The following is a 19,503-nucleotide window of genomic DNA, read 5'->3' as shown; positions in this document are numbered from 1 at the left end:
GATTATTCGAATTCAGTTCCACAACCTGCACAAAACTTGTCGTCCTTGCCTACCTTGCGGCCACACTCATCACATTCAAAAGTTTTTTCAACGGGTAATTTCTTCTCTCTCTCGAGCATCGGGATCGAAATGCCTGCAAACGCTCCAAATACTGCACCGGAAATGGTCATTTGCAACCATTCTTCAGCGACTGATGCAATTATCATCCATTGGCTTAAAGCGCCCACTATAGCTCCGGCTACAACCAGCTTGAAAAGCATTTTATAACGGCCTGTTACAAGAGCAATGGCGGCGCCGGCGAATCCCCCAATTAGAGCAAATCCGGCAATCCAGATCCACTCTCGTTCATCCTGGCTGCTAAGCATAAAACCTAAAATCGCCCCCGCTACCGCAAAACCAAGTGTAAAAAACACAGTATATCTCAATATTTTTTGAATTCTGGCAACCATCTTTTATTTTTCTCCTTATACCCCGCTGATAAAATCAGCTCAAGCTCTTTAATTATGTAAGTTTTTAACCATACCGTCAATGACAGGCGTTTTAACCGCTGCCATCTCCTGTTGCGGTTGTTCAGTAACGGTTAAAAACTCTATAATGGCACTAAATTAATCACAGGAGTAACTTCTTGCCCTGGTTTCTTCTGCCAATTATCGGATTTCTGGTGGGTGGTTTCGGAACGCTTATCGGCGCTGGCGGCGGCTTTATTCTTGTCCCTGTTCTGTTATTAATATACCCGGATTATAGCCCCTCAACCATTACTGCAATAACCCTCACAGTTACTTTCTTTAATTCCTTTTCTGGAACTCTTGCTTACAGCCGGCTGAAGAGAATTGATTTTCGGTCTGCATTGATTTTTTCACTGGCCGGTATACCGGGTGCTATCATAGGAGCCAACGTCACCGGTCTGCTTGGCCGAAACTCGTTTCAGCTCATATTTAGCGTCGTATTGATTGCTCTATCCATTTATCTGTTAGTAAAGCCCGGTGTTCAAAAATCCAACTCTTGCAGCCTTAACGGTACCACTAAACGCGAAATAACTGACTCCGAAGGTACCAAACACAGTTTTTCATATTCTCTCAAACTGGGTATTGTTCTGGCTTTTTTTACCGGCTTTGTTGCAGGGCTGCTGGGTATCGGAGGAGGTATTATACACGTCCCAGCTATGTGCAACCTGCTTTCCTACCCAGTGCATATAGCCACTGCAACTTCTCATATGGTTATTTCCATCACGACGTTTTCAGCCCTGATAACCCATATTATCAGAGAAAGCTTTGCTGATGGTTTTGCAATTGCACTTCTTCTCTCATTGGGAGCTATAGCCGGGGCTCAAGTCGGTGCAAAATATTCCAAAAAAGTGCCCGGGCAAGTAATTATCCGCTTCCTCGCTTTAGGTCTTCTTGCAGTTGCAATCAGGTTGATTGTATCTGTGGTTAGCACTTAACTTTTTGTTTTAAATATACTTTTCGTATTTCTAAAAACTATTTGAATTCTTTAGCGCTTATTGTATAATTAGTATTCTAGAAATATAATTCCTGTTTAATTAAACTAGATAACAAAAGGAGAAAGTAAACAAGTGAAACATGGGGTTGTAAATCCCTCGGTTGAATCCAGGCAATCTAATATTGTTATACCTGATGCTGCCTCATCGGAAAGCACGGAAGAAACAGAACCTCCCGGTACGTCCAGCGAACCTCCCCAACCCTTCTCCAATCGAAGCAAATACTTCCCGTTTGTTTCTGATGAACTTTGGAACAACTGGAAGTGGCAATTCCAGAATCGTATTACCACAATTCAAGAGCTTGCTCGCTACTTACCGCTGTCTTTTGAAGAAATCCAAAGCCTTGAAAAGGTTACCCTTCGCTACCCAATTTCAATTACGCCTTATTACCTCACTCTCATAAATGCAAACGATGCTAACGATCCGGTGAGAAGGCAATCGGTACCCTCTATACTTGAAATCGATGAACATATGCAAGGTTACGATGATCCGCTGGATGAAAAGGGAGATTCAGTAGTACCCGGCCTTGTTCACCGCTATAGCGATAGGGCTCTAATGGTTTCAACCAATATTTGCCCAATGCTTTGCCGGCATTGCACTCGTAAACGTGACTGGAATCATAAAGGCATGGTCCACTCCAAGGAAGAATTTGAGGCAATGTTCGATTATATACGCTCTCATACGGAAATCAGGGATGTGATTGTTTCGGGCGGAGATCCACTCAGCCTCAGCACAGCACGCCTGGAGAGTATTTTATCTTCACTGCGTAGTATCAGTCATGTAGAAATAATTCGCATCGGGTCCCGATTCCCGGTAGTGCTGCCTCAACGCGTCGATGACGAATTATGCGAAATGCTATCTCGCTATAGCCCGGTGTGGTTCAATACTCACTTCAATACTGTGAATGAAATCACGCCACAGTCTGCTGCAGCATGCGAACGCCTGCTTCGGCACGGTATTCCGGTTAACAACCAATCGGTTCTTTTGAAAGGTATTAACGATAGCGTTCAAGATCAGCTGGCTCTTTGCCAGGGATTGCTGAAAATAAAGGTTCGGCCTTATTACCTCTTCCAATGCGATGAGGTACGAGGAGCTGAGCATTTACGTACACCCGTAGAAAAAGGCATTGAGATTATCGCTGGAATGCGCGGCCATACTTCCGGGATGGGAATCCCCTCGTTCGTAGTCGATTTACCAGATGGTGGTGGCAAGGTGCCTCTGCTGCCCGACTACATTGCAGCGATTAATCCAGGATCGATGTTATTTAAAAATTATCGAGGCAATCTATATTCATATAGGAATCCATCGGCAGAATCGTACGAACAACCCAACAATTCTGAAAGAGTTGTTTCGATACCACCTGCCCATGCATACTCGGGGGCAGAATCGTAATATGCACATCGGTCTCACTTACGATCTCAAAACCAGCTTTGATCTGAAACCCGGCTTGCCGGAAGATATTGCAGAAGAATACGACTCGGTTGAAACCGTTCAGTTGATTTCTTCTTCTCTTGAGGCACTTGGCCATACGGTGATACATCTGGGTGGGGGTTTGGAATTTCTTAGTAATATGTGCGCAGGTACTGATGCCGAACTTGTTTTTAACATCAGCGAAGGTCGCGGGAACTATCCATCACGCGAGGCGCAGGTTCCGTCAGTGCTTGAAATGTATAACATTCCCTATACTGGTTCATCCCCCCAATGTCTTTCGATCTGTCTTGATAAACCACTAACCAAGCATATTCTCAAAGCTTCCGGCATAGTTACACCTCACTGGCTGGTTGTGAGTGATAAGCAATCGGCAGATAGAGTATCTTGGGATAATATTGGCTTCCCTTTGGTTGTAAAACCTGCCCATGAAGGTTCAAGCATCGGAATCCATAATTGCTCTCTTGCGCAAAATGTCCAGGAAGCAAAAGCACTCTGCACAACATCACTGGTTGGATATAATCAGCCAGTGATGATAGAACAGTATATATCTGGCAGAGAAGTAACAGTGGGAATTATTGGCTCTCATAAACCCGATGTTCTTGGGATAATGGAAATCAAGCCCAAACATCGGCACGAAATGTTCATGTATTCAATTGAAGTAAAGCGGGATTATGTAAACCAGGTCGATTATGAATGCCCTGCCAATTTACCAAAGACGGTATTAGAAGAAATAAAAAAGACCAGCCTCAAGATTTACTCATTACTCGGCTGCCTGGATATGGCCAGGCTTGATTTTAGAATCGATAAACAGGGGCAACCTTATTTTATCGAGATTAATCCGCTTCCTGGCTTGGGCAATCACAGTGATTTGGTAATAATGGCCAGCTTTCTGGGCATATCTCACCAAAGCCTTATCCAGATGATTCTTTCAGCTGCGCTCGAAAGATATCCGCAATGCATCCAGATATAGCAATTATTTACAATAAACCAGCGCCCTCGCGTTATACTGCATCTGATGAAGATGCGGCCATTAAAGGAGTACTAAACGCTGTTGCTGCAGTTGAGAATGCCCTGCTGGAGCTTAGCTGCCAGTCTTTTTTAGTGCCGCTTTCACCCCCACTTGATGAAGCGCTTGATACCGTTAGCCGTATCAAGGCTTCGGTGATATTCAATCTCTTTGAAGGATTCGACGGCCAACCGGAAACCGAGGTTGAAATTGCCAAAGGTTGCCATAACCTGGATATCCCATATACCGGTAATCCACCAGAGGCTCTTGAGATTGGATTGGATAAGGTGCTTTCTAAAAACACTTTTAAAAAGAAAGGCATCCCTACACCTGATTTCCAAATTCTTGATTCGTCTTCCCCGGGAGAGTTAACAATTAACTACCCGGTTATCGCAAAACCTTCACAGGAAGATGCCAGTCACGGCATTTATATTGACAACGTTATATATTCACCGGAAAGCCTTAATAGCGTTTTGGAACGAATTCTGCTAACTTCAGGAAAACCGGCTCTGGTTGAAGAATTCATTGATGGTAAAGAGTTTAATGCAACTGTGCTTGGCAATAAGGTGCTGCCAGTATCTGAAATTGTGTATGACCTCCCATCCGAAATGCCCAGGATTCTTACGTTTGAATCTAAATGGAATCCGGATAGTTTATACTACAAACAAACCCAATCTGTTTGCCCGGCTAAAACATCACGAAGAGATGAATCTAAAATCAGAGAACTATCTATTAACGCCTATAAAGCCTGTGGCTGCCATGGATACTCCAGAGTTGATATCCGCCAGGATGATTATGGGAGTTTCTATGTGTTAGAGGTAAACCCGAACCCAGATATCTCCCCAGATGCAGGCTGCGCTAAACAAGCTGCAGCAGCCGGGCTGACATATACAGAATTGATTAAGATAATTATCGAACAGGCACTGGATAATAGTTGATATGAGTATTGTAATCCGCCAAATGAGTGCACAGGACAAGTCTGAAATTGTCTATTTACTTGAAACAATTCCTCAATTCAAACCAATAGAAATCACCATCGCCAAAGAACTGGTTGACGAATATCTTGGCAAAGGCACCAATTCTGGATACCACATTCTGGTAGCTGAAGAAAACCATGTTTTGGTTGGATATATTTGCTATGGCCCTACTCCCCTCACCGAGAGTACCTGGGACATTTACTGGGAAGCCGTAATTCCCGCACGACAAGGCTTTGGCATTGGTTCATCATTAATCAATGAAGCGGAGACTAACATCCGCCTACTGGGAGGAAAACTGGCGCTTATAGAAACCTCATCGATACCAGAATATGAAAAGACCCGCAAATTTTATTCTTCTCATGGCTACTGTCAAGTATCTTGCATTCCAGATTTTTACGCTCCTGGTGATCACCGGATAACATACTACAAGAAGCTGTAACGTTTTATAGTAAACCGCCTCAATTAATACTTGCGTTTCGCTGTTTTTAGAACAATCACTATTATTCCTGTAATTATAAGTGCCCCTGATATCAACAAAATCCATATGGCAAAATTCCCGTTGGGCGAGGGGTGTTGAGGCGAAGGAAAAGTTACGGGAATAGTTGTAGTCGGTTGCAGCGTTGGTTCATAGCTGGTTGGATCTTCCGGCTGGTAAGGCGTTTCTATTGGTAAAAGATTCCAGTCGTCACCTCTGTGCTCATTTATGTATATACCATCTTCTCTGGTTAGAAGGTACACGAAATCTGAGTCAAGCCCATTTACAACTACTGTTCCAAAAGCCTGCGTGGTGTTTAGCCCCATGCGAGAAGTATTCCATGAGTTACCTCCGTCAATGCTTTTGATAAGATCCCCGCTTGTTTCCATAATGCCCTGATCATTGGCAGTAACCCGGGTTAAAGAAACATAGATTGCATTGGTGCCAATTGGTACAATCATAGATTGAGCCAGGTGTCCATATTGAAAGAATACCGATCGAAAAAAAAATAAATTAAGCTGATGGCATGAATTTTACGAAAAAAGACCTTTTTCTGGGTCCATCGAACTCACAAAAATATATTCCCTGCCAGGTACCAAGTAATAATCTGCCATCCTCTACTAAAACCGCCTGTGAACTTCCCATCAGGCTTGCTTTGATATGTGCAGGGGAATTCCCTTCCATATGCCGGTAATTACACTTATTGTCGATAGTTAAAGTGAAAAACCTTTCAATGTCGGATACAACATCCGGGTCAGCATTTTCATTGATGGTGACTGCCGCGGTGGTATGTGGTACAAAAATATAGCAAATTCCGTTTGTTATACCGCTTGAAGATAAAAGAACACGTATTCTATCAGTAATATTTATAAACTGTGTAGATTGGCTGGTAGGTAATTCAATTTTGTTCAACATGTTTATCCCCTACTTTTTTTAGCTTTATTTTTTATTTGAAACAATCAGCCATTTTGAAACAAAGAGTCTAGCGTAATTTCTATCTGTTTACTATACATATTTCCTGCACAAGAATTATTTAAAAATTTACTTATTAATATAAAAGGTTATTTAAAGTAGAAATAACTACTGAGATAGATGTATAATAGCTCGTTTTATAACCCTTTACTCTAACTATCCATTCAAGTATACCAATCTTAAGGAGACGATGCTGCATGACCAGACGACTAATATCCCCCAGAGCCAAAAAACTTACATCAGTGCTTGTATTGCTAGTATTTGTTGCCACGTTCTTGCCAGCCTGTGGCGGAGGCGGAAAAGATCCCACAACAACTTCACCCGCCCCTGCAACAACGCAACCAACCACAACTGCCCCTAAAACCACTCTTCCGGCAACAACTACAACTACCACCAAGCCTTATACCACTACACCGATACCCACCACTACAAGTAACATTGTATCGGGCAAATTGAATGAAGAGAACCTGAAAGTCTCCGGTAAAGGTGTTTCCATCGAGGTATCCCCGGTATGCCTGAATGAGGAAGCCCAGGTTACCATTGCCCCGATGGAAAACATGCTGATCAACGATGAACTGTCGGTAAATGCCTGGGATTTCCGCATCGATACTGATGAAGAACTGGTAGGCCTCATGGATATCACCATACCCTATGACAAAACCCTTCTGCCTGCCGGAGCAGACCCGGCTGAATATGTCGGTGCCTGCTACTACAACCAGGCTCTTAAAGTATGGGAGCCGGTATCCTATGACATTAACCCGTCTGCCGGCAACATCACCATCACCACCGATCATCTTTCCGTATACGGAGCATTTGTGGTTGACAGAGAATACACGCGTGCTGCATACGTTGATTTTACGCTTCCCAAGGTAGCTATACGCAATGCTAGCAGTTCTGCCGATTATGCCGGAATAATAAGTGAAGCAATTGATAATGGTATGAACCCTGGCCCATCTGCCCTTGAGCTGGGCAACAAAGTGGTGGGTGACTGGCTGAACATGTCCGGTGCCGGGATCACATTCCTGACCAACACTGTATATGCTTCAGAGTTTCTTGATGGCATAGGCAATGCCATGGGCAATGTTGGACTACTTTCTGCTATTGCACAAGCAGCAGTCGATTACCAGAATGGGGATAGCAAGGCGCTGCATACCAACCTGATCAAAAACCTCACCTACTACGGCGTTTCCAAGTTTGGATCAGCCATACTTCAACTGGGCTCGGTAGGCGTTTATTGCATTGATTATGCTTTGAGTGAGTTTGCTACCGAAGCCTGGAGTGGTAGAGAAAATATTTATACCGAAGCGTACCGCCTTTATTATCTCCACGAATCGGGCGTGAAGCGTACTCCCAAGGACTGGTATTTAATATTAGAGCCTATGGCAAAACAGGCCAAGTCATCTCAGGAACTAAACCAGAAAATCATGGCAGAAATCGATCGCTACTGCTGGCAATTCTGGGAGGATGAAACAATAGTTGCCGCCTACCAGAGCCAGGCACAAAAAAACGGCTTCACTGGCGGTGGCGGCTTGAACCAGGGTATTATGGACAAGATATCCGGCCGCCAAAAAAATGACCTGTTAAATGATTCCCTGGATGCGGTATTGATACGGCTTGGGCGAGTGCTTGCCCAGGAACATGAAAACCAGGTTGGAATAGAACTGGATGCCATCGCTCAATAGCTCAACAGGATAGTAACTGTTCAGATTTACGATTCTGTTTACGATGAAGCTGACCCCAAGCCGGAAAAAGCCCTGTATGCCGGTTACATAGCCCGCATCGCTCCCCTGGCTGATGAAGTTATCGATAAGGAATGGTGGCAGAAGGAGATAAGCGATGAGGGTAAAGCTTCACTGCCTTTCAGGGTACTCGGGCATATCATGGCAGGATCTCCCAACAAGGTTGAAATCGTAAATCCTGAAGATGATGAAGTGGTTAAAGAGGTTGAATTCATTGTCATGCCTCCGACCGTGTCAATTGATATTGGTGAAGAGCTTGAACTTAATAGTTTTGTGTATTCCAGCGGTACATCAACCGCAACCCCGGGCGAAGGTATCAGGGCTGCCCTGGCTAATACCGGCACAATAAGAATTTCAAAAGACGGCAAATTTTCAGCAGAGGTGCCATCTGCATCTACAACAACAAAAACCAACGAAATAAACTGGACTATTAATGCTTCTAACTTCACCATGGAAGGGACTTGGGATAATACTGCTCAATCGGGTACTGTAAATATTTCCTGCACTGTAGACGCATATGGTGTTGAACGGGCGCCTTTCGCGGATGATCCTGGCATGGAAAAACACTATGCAAAAAGCGAGTTTGATTATTTATACTCTATGACCGGCTCCGGTACGATTACCATGGAAGACAATCAGCTAGTCATGACGGTTAAATATTCATACTCGCGCAGCGGTATTTCAACTTTGGGAATATACAACTTTTACAATGACAGATGGCACGCACCTGATAATCCAACTATAACTGACAAGAGTGGTAATTTTAAAGCAACCTGGACTTACCGTTTCAATTTTGTGTAAACAAAGAGTAATGCGCTAATTGACATAGGGGTGATATAAAATCACCCCTATGTTTTTTTCCTATAGGGGTTGCCCAAGGTCAATATTTATGTAAACAGAATCAGCAACCAGGTATAATAAATAAAGCCTGAATAATGTGTGTATTTTAAAACCATAGTGCATTAAGGTATTTTGGTATTCTCTAGTTAGTACCTATTTATGCAGACAAACTTGGCGCTTGGAATACAACGGCTGTCTGTTAGCAAGAGTAGAGAATATATATTAATGAATTTATATTCTAAACAGGTTTACTTTTCATGGGTATAAGACTGATACGGTGCAGGGAAAGAAAGAGGTGTATTATGCCAGTAATCAAAATCGAATGGGCAGCAGGAAGAAATGACGAGGCCAAAAAGAAAATCGATGAAAGTATCACAGATATCATAACCGAAAATACCGGGGTAAACAGCGAAAGTGTGATTGTAATATTCGAAGATATCCCCCAAAACAGTCTCTATATCGGGCGAAAGAGCCTGGGCTAAAAGATACAAACCACGGACATCAAGGCACTATCGTACTGATTGAAGTAACCAGCGTAGGCGATTTATCCATCTCTTCGTACATGCCCAGGAACCGGGTTGCTTCTGGAGTATTTTCACCAGAAAAATCCTGTATGTACGGGTAAGAAACGGTCTGCATCAAAAGGTCTACTTCCACTGTCAGGGTGCCGGATGTACCGTTTGTATCTACCTGATATGTAATCCGGTCGAATCCGCCCATAAAGTTGCTGTCATCCAGTGCTTCGCCATAAACTCTGGTATTTTCGTGGGAATTTACGATATCGAAACCTTTGGGTAGCAGCCGGTTGTCCTTGGCAAACTTGTTGGCTCTGAGCAAGGTATAGGTCACTTCGCCATCGCTATTTAACATCACAGCCTCATAAACCTGAACCTGGTCTTCCTGGTGTATTACGTCATAATGTGGCTCATAAGTGGAAATATCCTGGTCAGAGTCACACCCTTGTATGCGTCCGTCTTTTAGAGGCTTGCCGGATTCAAATACCACATTACCGTTTTTATCGGCAACTTTGAGATGGAGCCAAGCTCGCCGGGAAGGAAACCCGGTTGGGAATTTATGGCCGACCAGCTGTTCGATATCTATATCCAGGATAAGCAGATCGCCAGATCTTTCTGTTTTAGAGAATAATAGTACAGCGGTTTCCTTATTTAACAGGTTCATCAATCGGCTAATAGTACCATCAAAGTTATCGGAAGATGCTGTTATCCTGAGTGTGTCGATATTGGCTTTGAGAAGTTCAAGCATAAACTCGTTGGAACCAACAAAGTAATGCTGGCTAAACGGGTCGCGGTCTTCATACCCTGAACCCACATTGGAAATTATTACAGAAGATTCCGCCTCTGGCATATGGCAGGTCTGGCATTCAATTCCCCGATCAGGATAAATGCTGTTGATATGCTCCAGACATGGAGTCTGCTCCGGAAAGGTTCCTAGTACGTCGCCCTTACTATCGACGCACGGGGTAGTCACTCAGTGGCATGTGCCACAAAGAACCGAATTGGTTATATGCTCTCCATATACCGGTGTAAATTGAGAAGTAGAGATCATCAAGCTTTGCTCAGGATCTTTGTATGGGCCGTATATCAACCGATCTGGTGGTTCGGCACTTGTGTCCACCGTATATTTACCAAGGACCGGATCTACTATCTGGTGGCAAAGAGTGCACGAAACCCCATCCATGGCCGCCGGGTTGAGCGGATTACTCGTATTGGCAAGCCCGGTATCAAAAATCATGGCGGAACCATTTCTAACTTCTGCCTGAGTGTAAGCCATTGGCATATGACAGCTGGCGCACTTCTCTTCAATAACTTCTTTCAAATGGGGATTGCGAGCTACTTCAGAAGCGACCTTTGCCTGCCAGAAAGGGTCTTTGGCTGCGTTTGCCATCATGGTGGAGCGCCAGTGAGTACCAATTGAAACGTAATTACCGATCTGGTCCTCCAGATCAATATGGCATACAGCGCAATTACCGGACCCGGCAAAATCTTCGGTAGAAAATTCTACCAATGATAATCCCGCCGTTTTTACGGAACCCCCGCATGAAGCAATCATGAACGGCAAGACCAAAAGGATGGAAGCCAAGATTTTCTTCATCCGAGCAATTGTATAATTATCAGTATTAATTTTCAATAATAAGCAGGGTGTGAGTTAAGCTTTCTGTTTACCTATTATAACCGGGTGTTGCCTATAATTGTTGCTGCCAGTAAACGCGCCTAACTTGTCCCGGTAAGCCAAGGTTGGTAATGGTCAGGATTCAACCACGCTACGTGTATTGCTGTTGGAAAACCCTCCCAACGGCTATCTTCAAAGATTTCCAGGAAGAAGTACTCATCACTACTGTCTATCCATGCAGCAAGCCCAATAGGTTCTGGAGAAACTATCCATTCATCTTCTGTGTAGGTACTAATATAATATTCAAATACGTCTATCGGCTTACCCGGGGCAACATACCAGGTATCCACACCGGGCGAACAGGGGCAAGTTGTTATATAGTCTATTCTGATTGTACCTGGATACCAGATCCAGCTATCCGGGTCTTCCCCGGCACATTCGACGGGTTGGCCGCTGCTGGCAGTATTCGTTGTCATGGGCATAGTTGGAGAGGAAGGTACAGTCTCGGAATATGGTTCAGTGGATGGGGGCGCGATAAAAGTAGTTGTTGGGGATATTGTAGCTGTGGTTGTGTTTATATCATCATTATAACAGGCGATAAAACCAATCGGTGAAACAGTAATCACCAGTAAAACAATTCGATAGAGCGCCTTTTTTCTAAATAATCCCATATTGTCATCCCTTTCTTCCAGAAATGTATTGACAACCTCGATTTATCATGGTTAGATAATAATATGCGCATAAACGCATTTTATAATATAGTATCAGCGCCTATAGCGCCTGTCAACATATTTTTATATTGGTTCGCATCTATTGCTTTTGCATTAAACACATGGATATACTAACAAGCAAACTTATTATGGTGGTATATCAATAAAGCGTATTTTCGCTATTTAACTATGAAAACTTTTTCAGCGCCTGAGTACTTGGAGGTAAAAAACTACAGCATAATGATCTTAAGGGTAGTTATTCAGAAATACCTACACTCTCCAATGTTGATGTATTCATTTTCCAGAGACTGAGTATCAAATAAAAATTTAAAGGAGCCCGGGATATGAGACCAGCGATAAGCTCGAAGATACAAGCGCTAATAATAGCGCTGGCAGCAGGAGGCTTTACCGTTTGGTGGTACTTCAGTCCGTTTCCCTGGCTGGGTATTGTTATGGGAATACTAGGCAGTGCGTTCATCTACTTGATTCTGACTACCACGCGAATGGAACGCTTCCGCCGACTGTTTTTTATCGGGATTTTCTTGTTTTCTTTGACTGCCCTTTTTATTATCGTAGACATTCTTAAACCTTCATCCTTTCTTTATTGGGCTAGCCAGCATCAAAACTGGCTAACTTATTACCATCCGGGAGAGACGATAGGAACCCTGGCTTACCCTTGCACGCGCGTGGTATCCCAAGTACTTCTTGGTAAAGCTGCCTTTATTCCTTCCTTTGACATATGGCAGGTCACCTTTCCTCCAACGTTCAATGCATTCATGCTTTCATTAGTTCCATACGCAGCCACCGGCTTAGCGTTTGGAAGGGGCATCTGTGGCTGGATATGCCCTTTTGGGGGCTTGAGCGAAGCCATGGTTACCGGCAAAAAGGAAAGGTGGCAACTAAATTTCCTTAAAAAGAAAACTGTTACACCCAAAGGTTCTTATTATTCCGGCTTAAAGGAGTGGGTCAAGGATTCCAAATTCGCAATCCTCATTACAGTGATACTGCTATCTATATTTTTAGCCTTCCCGCTAGTGTGCACATTCTGCCCGGTTCTGTGGTTATCAGCCGATGTTGTCTTCTGGTCAGTGATTGCTCTTATTGCGTTCTTTTCTATCATACTACCCTTTATGACCAAGCGTAGATGGTGGTGCCATATCTGCCCGATTGGCGCGGTATTTTCACTGGTCGATAAAATAAGCATTTTCCGTGTACAGATCAACAAAAATAAGTGCGTCCAGTGTTATGACTGCGTACAGGAATGCCGCATGTATGCGCTGAGTCCTGATGATTTGGACAAGAAAAGAAAACCAACCGTAGATTGCATCCGTTGCGGCAGGTGCATCGAAGCATGCCCGGAAGGCGCAGTTGATTTCTATTTTCTGAATACCCGATTTAAAGCGAGGGGCATCTTTATTACTCTCGTAGTGGTGGCTGCTATTCTGTGGTATACGTGGCTTATCGTGATAATGGCAGACAAGCTTGCCGGAATAATATAAGCAAACCAGTTATACACTCGGAATATAAGAGGGAGACCTTAAGAAGCCACAAAAAGCAACGCTGATTATGGCGTTATCGTTTTAATATATTATGAGGTCAATGGAGCTGAGGGGACTCGAACCCCTGACTTCCTCCTTGCAAAGGAGGCGCTCTCCCAACTGAGCTACAGCCCCAAGACTATGTATTATATCCAAATACTGCCCAATCAAGCAATTTACATCTGAAAATCAAGATCTGAGGGCTAAATCAATCTCGGGAATTGCTAACTCACCTGCTATTTCACCTTGTAATATAAGCTCTTTCGCCTGGTGGAAATCTGCCGAGTTAAAGTCTCGAGTGTCTGGATTAATTACTACATCCGCCCCCTCAAGGCTGTCGCGTACGGTCTTTACATTAGTGATATCAATAACTTGCATCATGACATCGAATATCCCGGGCTGTTTTGCTTTTTTTGTAATCCATTTTTTCTGACGGTTGTTAAGCGCAGGGATTACATTAACTGCGATAACAATATCTGCCCCCATGCTCCGCACCACATTCACCGGAACCTGGTTTATCAATCCTCCATCGACTAGATAGCGCCCTTCGTATTCAACAACTGAAAAAACCAGGGGTATTGAAATGCTGGCTCTGACCCCTTCCAGAACGGAGCCCCGATTGATGACCACTTCCTCACCACTATAAAGGTCACAGGCTACACAGGCAAACGGCAATTTTAAATCTTTAAAGTCCGCTTCTCCAATAATCACTTTTAGCAGGCTTACTATACGATTTCCGGCAATAAATCCGCCATGGGGAATACGAACATCTGCCAGACTAGCCCAGTCCCTTACCCCCATGCTAACTGCCATCTCTTTTAGTGCGTCCGGGCTGGTACCTCTGGCGTAAGCAGCTCCAGCTACTGCCCCGGCACTGGTCCCGGCAATACAATCAATTTTAATATGGTTAGCTTCCAATGCCCTGAGCACGCCAATATGAGCAATCCCTCTTGCCGCTCCTCCTCCTAAAGCGAGGCCAATTTTTTTGTTTACCATGGTGCTATTTTCCCCTTTGAGAATACAACTTACCAGAGATCCTCAAGATTATCCGTACCAAGATCTATTTGGGGAGAGCTTAATTCTTTGTAGGACTCCGGGGTACCATAGTCCCTGGGTCGGAATGCTACCGGCATGGGAACCGCATGCCCAAATATCAGTGCCTGTTGACGGGAAGCCAGTTTGGCTAATACCGATTTAAGTGCACTCTTCCCGGACATTCCTGCCAGTACGGAGTCAATATCCCGTTCACTATCTAGAAGGCAGGTAATTTTGGTGCCCAGCTGACTCATCACTTCTTCATCTATACCGCTTGGCCGCTGGTCAATTACCAAAAGGGTTGCATTGTACTTCCTCATCTCCCTGGCGATGGTGCCAAAAATAGTCTGGCTGGCAACAGCCGGATTTAAAAACTTGTGAGCTTCCTCAATCGTAATCACAAGTGGTTTAGGCTGCGGGCGATCTTCCGCCATGGCTCGCTCGGTTTTGTATTGATAACGCTCATATATGCGCCTGGTTAACAGATTAGCCACCAGTATATAGGCAGTGATATCCCTGAAGCGTCCGAATTCCAGAACCACATGCTTTCCGTTTTCCAAATATTCCAACACTTTATCAACAGCTCGTTCTTTTACTTGCGGGCTAGTGAAAGGGAGATTGCATATATTTCTCAATCCGCGTTTTAGATTATCAAATGTAGCCTCATGGATATTCAGACTGCGTAAAACCTCACTGCTCTCTTCTTCATCCTCTAATTGCATCGTTTCTTCGATCCATCTGTTGCCGTAACGTTTCTGCAACTGATAAGTGGCAGAAACCGCCTGGTCGGTCAGGTTCAAGGTCTGACGAAGAAGAGTGATGTCTTCGGGCTTTATTTCATCATAACCAATATTAACCACAAAATCTGTACTTACTCCCCGGTCCAGAGAATTCTGCTCATCCAGAGTAAAAACAGAGACCTTAGACGAAAAGAGCTGTTTTAAACCCTTTACCGGGCCGGCTTTTTCACGAGTGCCTTTCCAGCCATATTCACTGTGCATATCAAAGACCAGATTCACCGCCGCCCCGGATTGCAGTATTCCAGCAAGCAGCAAACGAGTTAAAAATGTTTTTCCGGTACCGCTCTTGCCGAACACGCCATTTGAACGTCTTACAAATTCAGGAAGATCCAGACAGAGCTTTACCTCCATATCCAATGGATTTCCGATAGAAAAGTTTTCTTTGCTTTCTCTACCGAAAACAAGCTCGATATCAGCTTCATTGGCAAGCATCACCGGGGAAAAGTGGCTGGGAATAGACTTGACCGGTTGAGGACCTTCCAACAGGCTTTCATCACTTCCAAGGGTCAGGTAAGGCACCACCTGCATGGTTCCATAGGTGGCGGTACCAGATAAAATCCCTGAAATAAAAGGGTCATCAGCAGTCGATGGAGACTGTAAAATTCCTGCATCGGTAACTGCTAGAGATATGTCGTTTATCATGCCAAAAAAGCGTCGCGATTTACCCTGGATAGTGACCAGATTTCCAACTGTAATTTCTTCTACGCTGACATCATTATCCAAACGTGCCTGGATTCCCTGGTTCAATGAACCTGCGATTACAATCCCCAGTTTTTTATGTGCATATGAGTCCATTATTTTAACCTCGCAAGAATCGCCCGCAGACGCTGGTAATCTCCACTATAAATCTCAGCAAGCTTCCTGCCGGCGCGCATATTAAAATCTGATTCCGGGCTATGAAACGCACCCATGACCCTGAGACAAGCTGCTATCAATTCTTCAATCGGAACTTCACATTGCACTCCGGAAAGCAGCATCAGGAACTCCATAGATTCGCCGAAGCTGATTACTTCATCAGGGCTACATCGGTAAACAAAACTGTGGAGACGTACGGGTTGTGGCGGAAGATAGTGGTAAAAGCTCTCACCGCGCTTAAAGCCTACCACGACAGTGCTAAATTCACTCCTGAGTAACTGTTTCAATTGCGGATTATTATTATATAAGTCCTCTTCACTTGCCTCTTCATAACCCCTGGCAATCGGCCGCCGCCCTGGCTCCAGACTGCTGGTTGAACCGTTACAGGTTACCGCCAGAATATCAACGTCTTGATAGCGGCATTTAACTAGTTCTCCCAGAGCCGGTAATTTATAGAGCTGATAGCACTGGGCACTAAATCCACCCGTGCTAGCTTCAATCACCTCTCCAATTCGCTCATCGCTTGCTTCCAATTTCTTCCCCCGCAAAGTATATTTTCAACACAAGTCGGCAGCTAGACCCACCGTGTTTTCTTGCTGAGACTTTTGGCAGAAACCGATACAAGCAACTTGCTTCCAGTAAGATACTCTTCCATCAAACTGTAAAAATTCTCTCTGTCAGCCCCGGTTACTACCGCTTGTTCATGAGCTTCTGATAATGCTACCGGATAGCCCTGCCCTTTTTTGCATTGTCTAACCACCAAAGAATGAGACAGCTTCAGCAACTCTTCATCCTGTGCAACCCACTCTGGTATTTCGATGCGAGCAACTTCATCTGAAGTTTTAAGATAATAAAAATATACCCGCTGCTTACCGTAACGGGTGCAGTTTATCTTGGAACGGCTGGCAAAAACCTCGGAGCGTTCACTACATTTCAACCACTGCCAAAAAACATCCCGATCATGTATGCCATCCAGCATTGCACAAGGCCGGGCTTCTGCTTCTGCACCAGCACAATATCGGTCGCAGTCTGCTTTTTCGTAAGGACAAGTAAGCACACGTAAAGCATTAACTACATCAGTACTGCGAGTGAAGCTAATGTAACTAGCCAATGCCACCCGCCGTTCCGGATTCAACTGCCCTATTCTTTCCATGTGTTTTAAAACGCCTTGATCCAAAATTGTATCTATTATGTAATCTGGATACTCTTTTGAAAGGAGACTCCACATAATCAAGGAACCATCAACCAGCGCCAGGGCATTTGCGCCGTTGGGCAAGGCAGCGCATAATTCAGCCAGATGGTTAAACTCCTCCACAGTGCGCATCATGCCAAGTATCGAACCTTCGACCATCATTTCCCGTCCAGGAGCGTATTCGTCCGGACGCAAAACCAAGTCTTCTTCCCTTGACAGCAGCAATGGGTGGTTTTGCAGCATTGCCTCGGGATTCCTGCCGTATCTGAGCATTACAGTTCCAATGTTTATCAAGCAGCAACGGACACCATGGTGCCGATCAACATCTATTTGAGAACCATCAGTAGCCAAAACACTAAATTGTTCCGGTGTATCAAGTGGTAGATATTTACCGTTCAGCCCTTGATTAATTTCTGCTACCAGCCAACTGGTTTTACTGGAAGCAATTTTACCCTTGAGCGCACAAATATCTGCTGGTGAGTTAAATAATTTCAGCGCATTGCCAAGCTTTTCTGCCTGCTCCGTTCTGGAGTACGCAAGTTCGCCAGCCATAGCAGACAGAGAATTGGCAACTTTATGTAAATCTAAAGCCATAATTACATTTAGTATAGTTTATCAGCCAGTTTACCTCAAGGGCTGTGGCATGATTACCGGTGAGGGGGAAGGGGTACAAAGACACTAGTCTTGCGGGCGTATTCTTTAAACCCTGGATTACTCGCCATTGATCTCTCAAGCATCGGCACACCTGAAATAAATAGTATCAGAACCGTTATCGTTACGGGTCCGATTATACCAATCCAGCTCCACGGTTGTGACAAGCTGATAACAAATATCCCCCACCACATTACCACCTCTCCAAAATAATTGGGGTGGCGCGTGTAACGCCAAAGCCCGGTATCAAGAATTTTACCACGGTTACTACGATCTGCAAGAAAACGATCGAGCTGCCAGTCCCCCACTGCTTCAAAAAAGAAACCAGTCAGCCATACGGCAAGGCCGGCATAGTCTAACCATCCCAATCCCGATTGGGCGTGAGCTCCCGTAATAATCACGGGCAGGCTGTTGAGCCACATGAAAAAACCCTGAAGTAGAAAGACCTGGAGGTAGCTACGAAGCAAAAACCACCTACCCCACTCTTCCCGCCACTTGCGGTATCGAAAATCTTCACCCTTACCCCAATTTCTCTTTAATATTCGCCCTGCCAGACGAAAACCCCACAATGCCACCAGAACAGTAAGGAGAATTTGCCTGGAAGAAAAATCTGACTGGATGAGTATTACAGAAAGAGCTACAACAATAAATCCTATCCCCCAACCAATATCCGCAATGCTATTGTCTCGGCGAATAAGGGCAACAATAAAGAGCAGGCTCATATAAACCAGAATGATTAGGCCACAAATACTTGCCAGTTGAACGAGAGCCACAATTTTCTCCCTTGTTACTGACTCTGCACAGCAACCAGTAACACACCCGGACCGCCATGAGCACCCAAAGCAGGACCGAGTTCAGTTATTATTATTTCTTCCTCTGAAAAATACCGGCCGAGAACTTTTTTAAGCCTTTTGGCGTCTTCAGGTACTGCACTATGGGCAATCGCAAGACTGATTATTCCGGTTTTGTTTTTTACAAACTCAACCAATTTTTCTATACCCTTGTTGTAGGTACGCGCAAGCCCACCCTGAAGTATGGCACCGTCACTAAATTTAAGCATAGGCTTAACACCAATAATTGAGGCCACTGTTGCTTTAGTCTTACTGATCCTGCCGCCCCTAACAACATATTTTAAAGTATCGAAAATACCATACATATCAATTTGTGCAATTGCTTTGCGGGCACCTTCAACCACTGCCTGCAAGCTCTCGCCTGCCTGGGCTATTTTTGCTGCAGCAATCGCCACTAAACCTAAACCAATAGAATTAAAGCCAGAATCCAGCACCTTAATGTTCCCTTCTCTTCCGCATATTTCGGCTGCTCTTTGTGCCGAAGAAAAGGCACCACTTATTTTCGAAGAGATATGCACAGATAGTATGCCGTCAGCCCCAGAAGTCATCAGATTATTGTAAGCTGAAATAAAGTCACCCAATGCAGGCTGTGATGTCGTGGGGTGATAAGATGAGGATTCCAGTTTTTGGTAAAAAATTGACGGGGTAATATTGACTCCGTCTAAATAACTTTCTTTACCAAAAAAGACATGAACCGGCACAACAGTTATCCCCATCTTTTCTGCCAAGCTGGCAGGAATATCCGAGGTGCTATCAGTCACTATTTTAACCGTCATGTTTTAATCCCCCTGCATTAATAATAA

21 protein-coding genes and 1 tRNA gene are annotated in these 19,503 nt (G+C 44.3%); 9 read left to right on the top strand and 13 right to left on the bottom strand.

Annotation, left to right across the window (positions count from 1 at the left end):
• Positions 1–2: 2 nt before the first annotated feature.
• Positions 3–449 (bottom strand): zinc ribbon domain-containing protein, encoded by a 447-nt coding sequence (locus tag PHX29_01645; GenBank protein ID MDD5604611.1) that lies wholly within the window; start codon positions 447–449, stop codon positions 3–5.
• A 176-nt stretch (positions 450–625) separates the two neighbouring features.
• On the opposite strand from PHX29_01645, the gene PHX29_01640 reads away from it, so the two are divergent.
• The 5 genes from PHX29_01640 to PHX29_01620 all read left to right on the top strand — a co-directional run bounded on the left by PHX29_01640 (position 626) and on the right by PHX29_01620 (position 5,351).
• Positions 626–1,441, top strand: a complete 816-nt coding sequence (locus tag PHX29_01640; protein MDD5604610.1) for a sulfite exporter TauE/SafE family protein — start codon at positions 626–628, stop codon at positions 1,439–1,441.
• A gap of 132 nt (positions 1,442–1,573) precedes the next feature.
• Positions 1,574–2,890, top strand: coding sequence for a KamA family radical SAM protein (locus PHX29_01635; protein MDD5604609.1), 1,317 nt, complete (start codon positions 1,574–1,576; stop codon positions 2,888–2,890).
• A 1-nt stretch (position 2,891) separates the two neighbouring features.
• Positions 2,892–3,899 carry an ATP-grasp domain-containing protein gene (locus PHX29_01630; GenBank protein MDD5604608.1) on the top strand — a complete coding sequence of 336 codons (1,008 nt, stop codon included), beginning with the start codon at positions 2,892–2,894 and terminating at the stop codon, positions 3,897–3,899.
• Positions 3,884–4,873: an ATP-grasp domain-containing protein gene (locus PHX29_01625; GenBank protein ID MDD5604607.1), complete on the top strand. Its 990-nt coding sequence runs from the start codon at positions 3,884–3,886 to the stop codon at positions 4,871–4,873. The genes PHX29_01630 and PHX29_01625 overlap by 16 nt, the downstream gene beginning before the upstream one ends.
• A gap of 1 nt (position 4,874) precedes the next feature.
• A complete protein-coding gene (locus PHX29_01620; GenBank protein MDD5604606.1) occupies positions 4,875–5,351 on the top strand; it encodes a GNAT family N-acetyltransferase in 477 nt (158 codons plus the stop codon).
• A gap of 23 nt (positions 5,352–5,374) precedes the next feature.
• Here the strand turns inward: PHX29_01620 and PHX29_01615 are convergent, their stop codons facing one another.
• Positions 5,375–5,848, bottom strand: coding sequence for a hypothetical protein (locus PHX29_01615; GenBank protein ID MDD5604605.1), 474 nt, complete (start codon positions 5,846–5,848; stop codon positions 5,375–5,377).
• 52 nt (positions 5,849–5,900) lie between these two features.
• Entirely contained in the window at positions 5,901–6,302 is a 402-nt protein-coding gene (locus PHX29_01610) for a secondary thiamine-phosphate synthase enzyme YjbQ (GenBank protein ID MDD5604604.1), read from the bottom strand.
• A 254-nt stretch (positions 6,303–6,556) separates the two neighbouring features.
• On the opposite strand from PHX29_01610, the gene PHX29_01605 reads away from it, so the two are divergent.
• The 3 genes from PHX29_01605 to PHX29_01595 all read left to right on the top strand — a co-directional run bounded on the left by PHX29_01605 (position 6,557) and on the right by PHX29_01595 (position 9,420).
• Positions 6,557–8,041, top strand: a complete 1,485-nt coding sequence (locus PHX29_01605; protein MDD5604603.1) for a hypothetical protein — start codon at positions 6,557–6,559, stop codon at positions 8,039–8,041.
• 198 nt (positions 8,042–8,239) lie between these two features.
• Complete coding sequence (locus PHX29_01600) at positions 8,240–8,899, top strand: hypothetical protein (GenBank protein MDD5604602.1); 660 nt, start codon at positions 8,240–8,242, stop codon at positions 8,897–8,899.
• 341 nt (positions 8,900–9,240) lie between these two features.
• Complete coding sequence (locus PHX29_01595; protein MDD5604601.1) at positions 9,241–9,420, top strand: tautomerase family protein; 180 nt, start codon at positions 9,241–9,243, stop codon at positions 9,418–9,420.
• Between the two features lie 19 nt (positions 9,421–9,439).
• On the opposite strand, the gene PHX29_01590 is transcribed toward PHX29_01595, so the two are convergent.
• The 3 genes from PHX29_01590 to PHX29_01580 all read right to left on the bottom strand — a co-directional run bounded on the left by PHX29_01590 (position 9,440) and on the right by PHX29_01580 (position 11,739).
• Complete coding sequence (locus PHX29_01590) at positions 9,440–10,426, bottom strand: hypothetical protein (protein ID MDD5604600.1); 987 nt, start codon at positions 10,424–10,426, stop codon at positions 9,440–9,442.
• Positions 10,427–11,050 carry a multiheme c-type cytochrome gene (locus PHX29_01585; GenBank protein MDD5604599.1) on the bottom strand — a complete coding sequence of 208 codons (624 nt, stop codon included), beginning with the start codon at positions 11,048–11,050 and terminating at the stop codon, positions 10,427–10,429.
• Between the two features lie 119 nt (positions 11,051–11,169).
• Positions 11,170–11,739, bottom strand: a complete 570-nt coding sequence (locus PHX29_01580) for a hypothetical protein (protein ID MDD5604598.1) — start codon at positions 11,737–11,739, stop codon at positions 11,170–11,172.
• A gap of 383 nt (positions 11,740–12,122) precedes the next feature.
• On the opposite strand from PHX29_01580, the gene PHX29_01575 reads away from it, so the two are divergent.
• Positions 12,123–13,277, top strand: a complete 1,155-nt coding sequence (locus tag PHX29_01575; protein ID MDD5604597.1) for a 4Fe-4S binding protein — start codon at positions 12,123–12,125, stop codon at positions 13,275–13,277.
• A 101-nt stretch (positions 13,278–13,378) separates the two neighbouring features.
• Here PHX29_01575 and PHX29_01570 read toward each other — a convergent pair.
• The 7 genes from PHX29_01570 to PHX29_01540 all read right to left on the bottom strand — a co-directional run bounded on the left by PHX29_01570 (position 13,379) and on the right by PHX29_01540 (position 19,476).
• Positions 13,379–13,451: transfer RNA gene (locus PHX29_01570), tRNA-Ala, on the bottom strand.
• 54 nt (positions 13,452–13,505) lie between these two features.
• Entirely contained in the window at positions 13,506–14,312 is an 807-nt protein-coding gene (locus PHX29_01565; protein ID MDD5604596.1) for a patatin-like phospholipase family protein, read from the bottom strand.
• 29 nt (positions 14,313–14,341) lie between these two features.
• A complete protein-coding gene (locus PHX29_01560; GenBank protein ID MDD5604595.1) occupies positions 14,342–15,946 on the bottom strand; it encodes an ATP-binding protein in 1,605 nt (534 codons plus the stop codon).
• Complete coding sequence (locus tag PHX29_01555) at positions 15,946–16,539, bottom strand: hypothetical protein (protein MDD5604594.1); 594 nt, start codon at positions 16,537–16,539, stop codon at positions 15,946–15,948. The genes PHX29_01560 and PHX29_01555 overlap by 1 nt, the downstream gene beginning before the upstream one ends.
• Before the next feature lie 41 nt (positions 16,540–16,580).
• Positions 16,581–17,792: a DNA double-strand break repair nuclease NurA gene (locus PHX29_01550; GenBank protein ID MDD5604593.1), complete on the bottom strand. Its 1,212-nt coding sequence runs from the start codon at positions 17,790–17,792 to the stop codon at positions 16,581–16,583.
• A gap of 53 nt (positions 17,793–17,845) precedes the next feature.
• Positions 17,846–18,622, bottom strand: coding sequence for a DUF1295 domain-containing protein (locus tag PHX29_01545; protein MDD5604592.1), 777 nt, complete (start codon positions 18,620–18,622; stop codon positions 17,846–17,848).
• 14 nt (positions 18,623–18,636) lie between these two features.
• Complete coding sequence (locus PHX29_01540; GenBank protein MDD5604591.1) at positions 18,637–19,476, bottom strand: DegV family protein; 840 nt, start codon at positions 19,474–19,476, stop codon at positions 18,637–18,639.
• Positions 19,477–19,503: the final 27 nt, after the last annotated feature.

It is taken from the genome of Dehalococcoidales bacterium (genome assembly GCA_028717385.1).
Taxonomy (GTDB): domain Bacteria; phylum Chloroflexota; class Dehalococcoidia; order Dehalococcoidales; family CSSed11-197; genus CSSed11-197.
The sequence above is the reverse complement of the archived record's forward strand: the minus strand, read 5'-3'. Positions and strand labels throughout refer to the sequence as shown.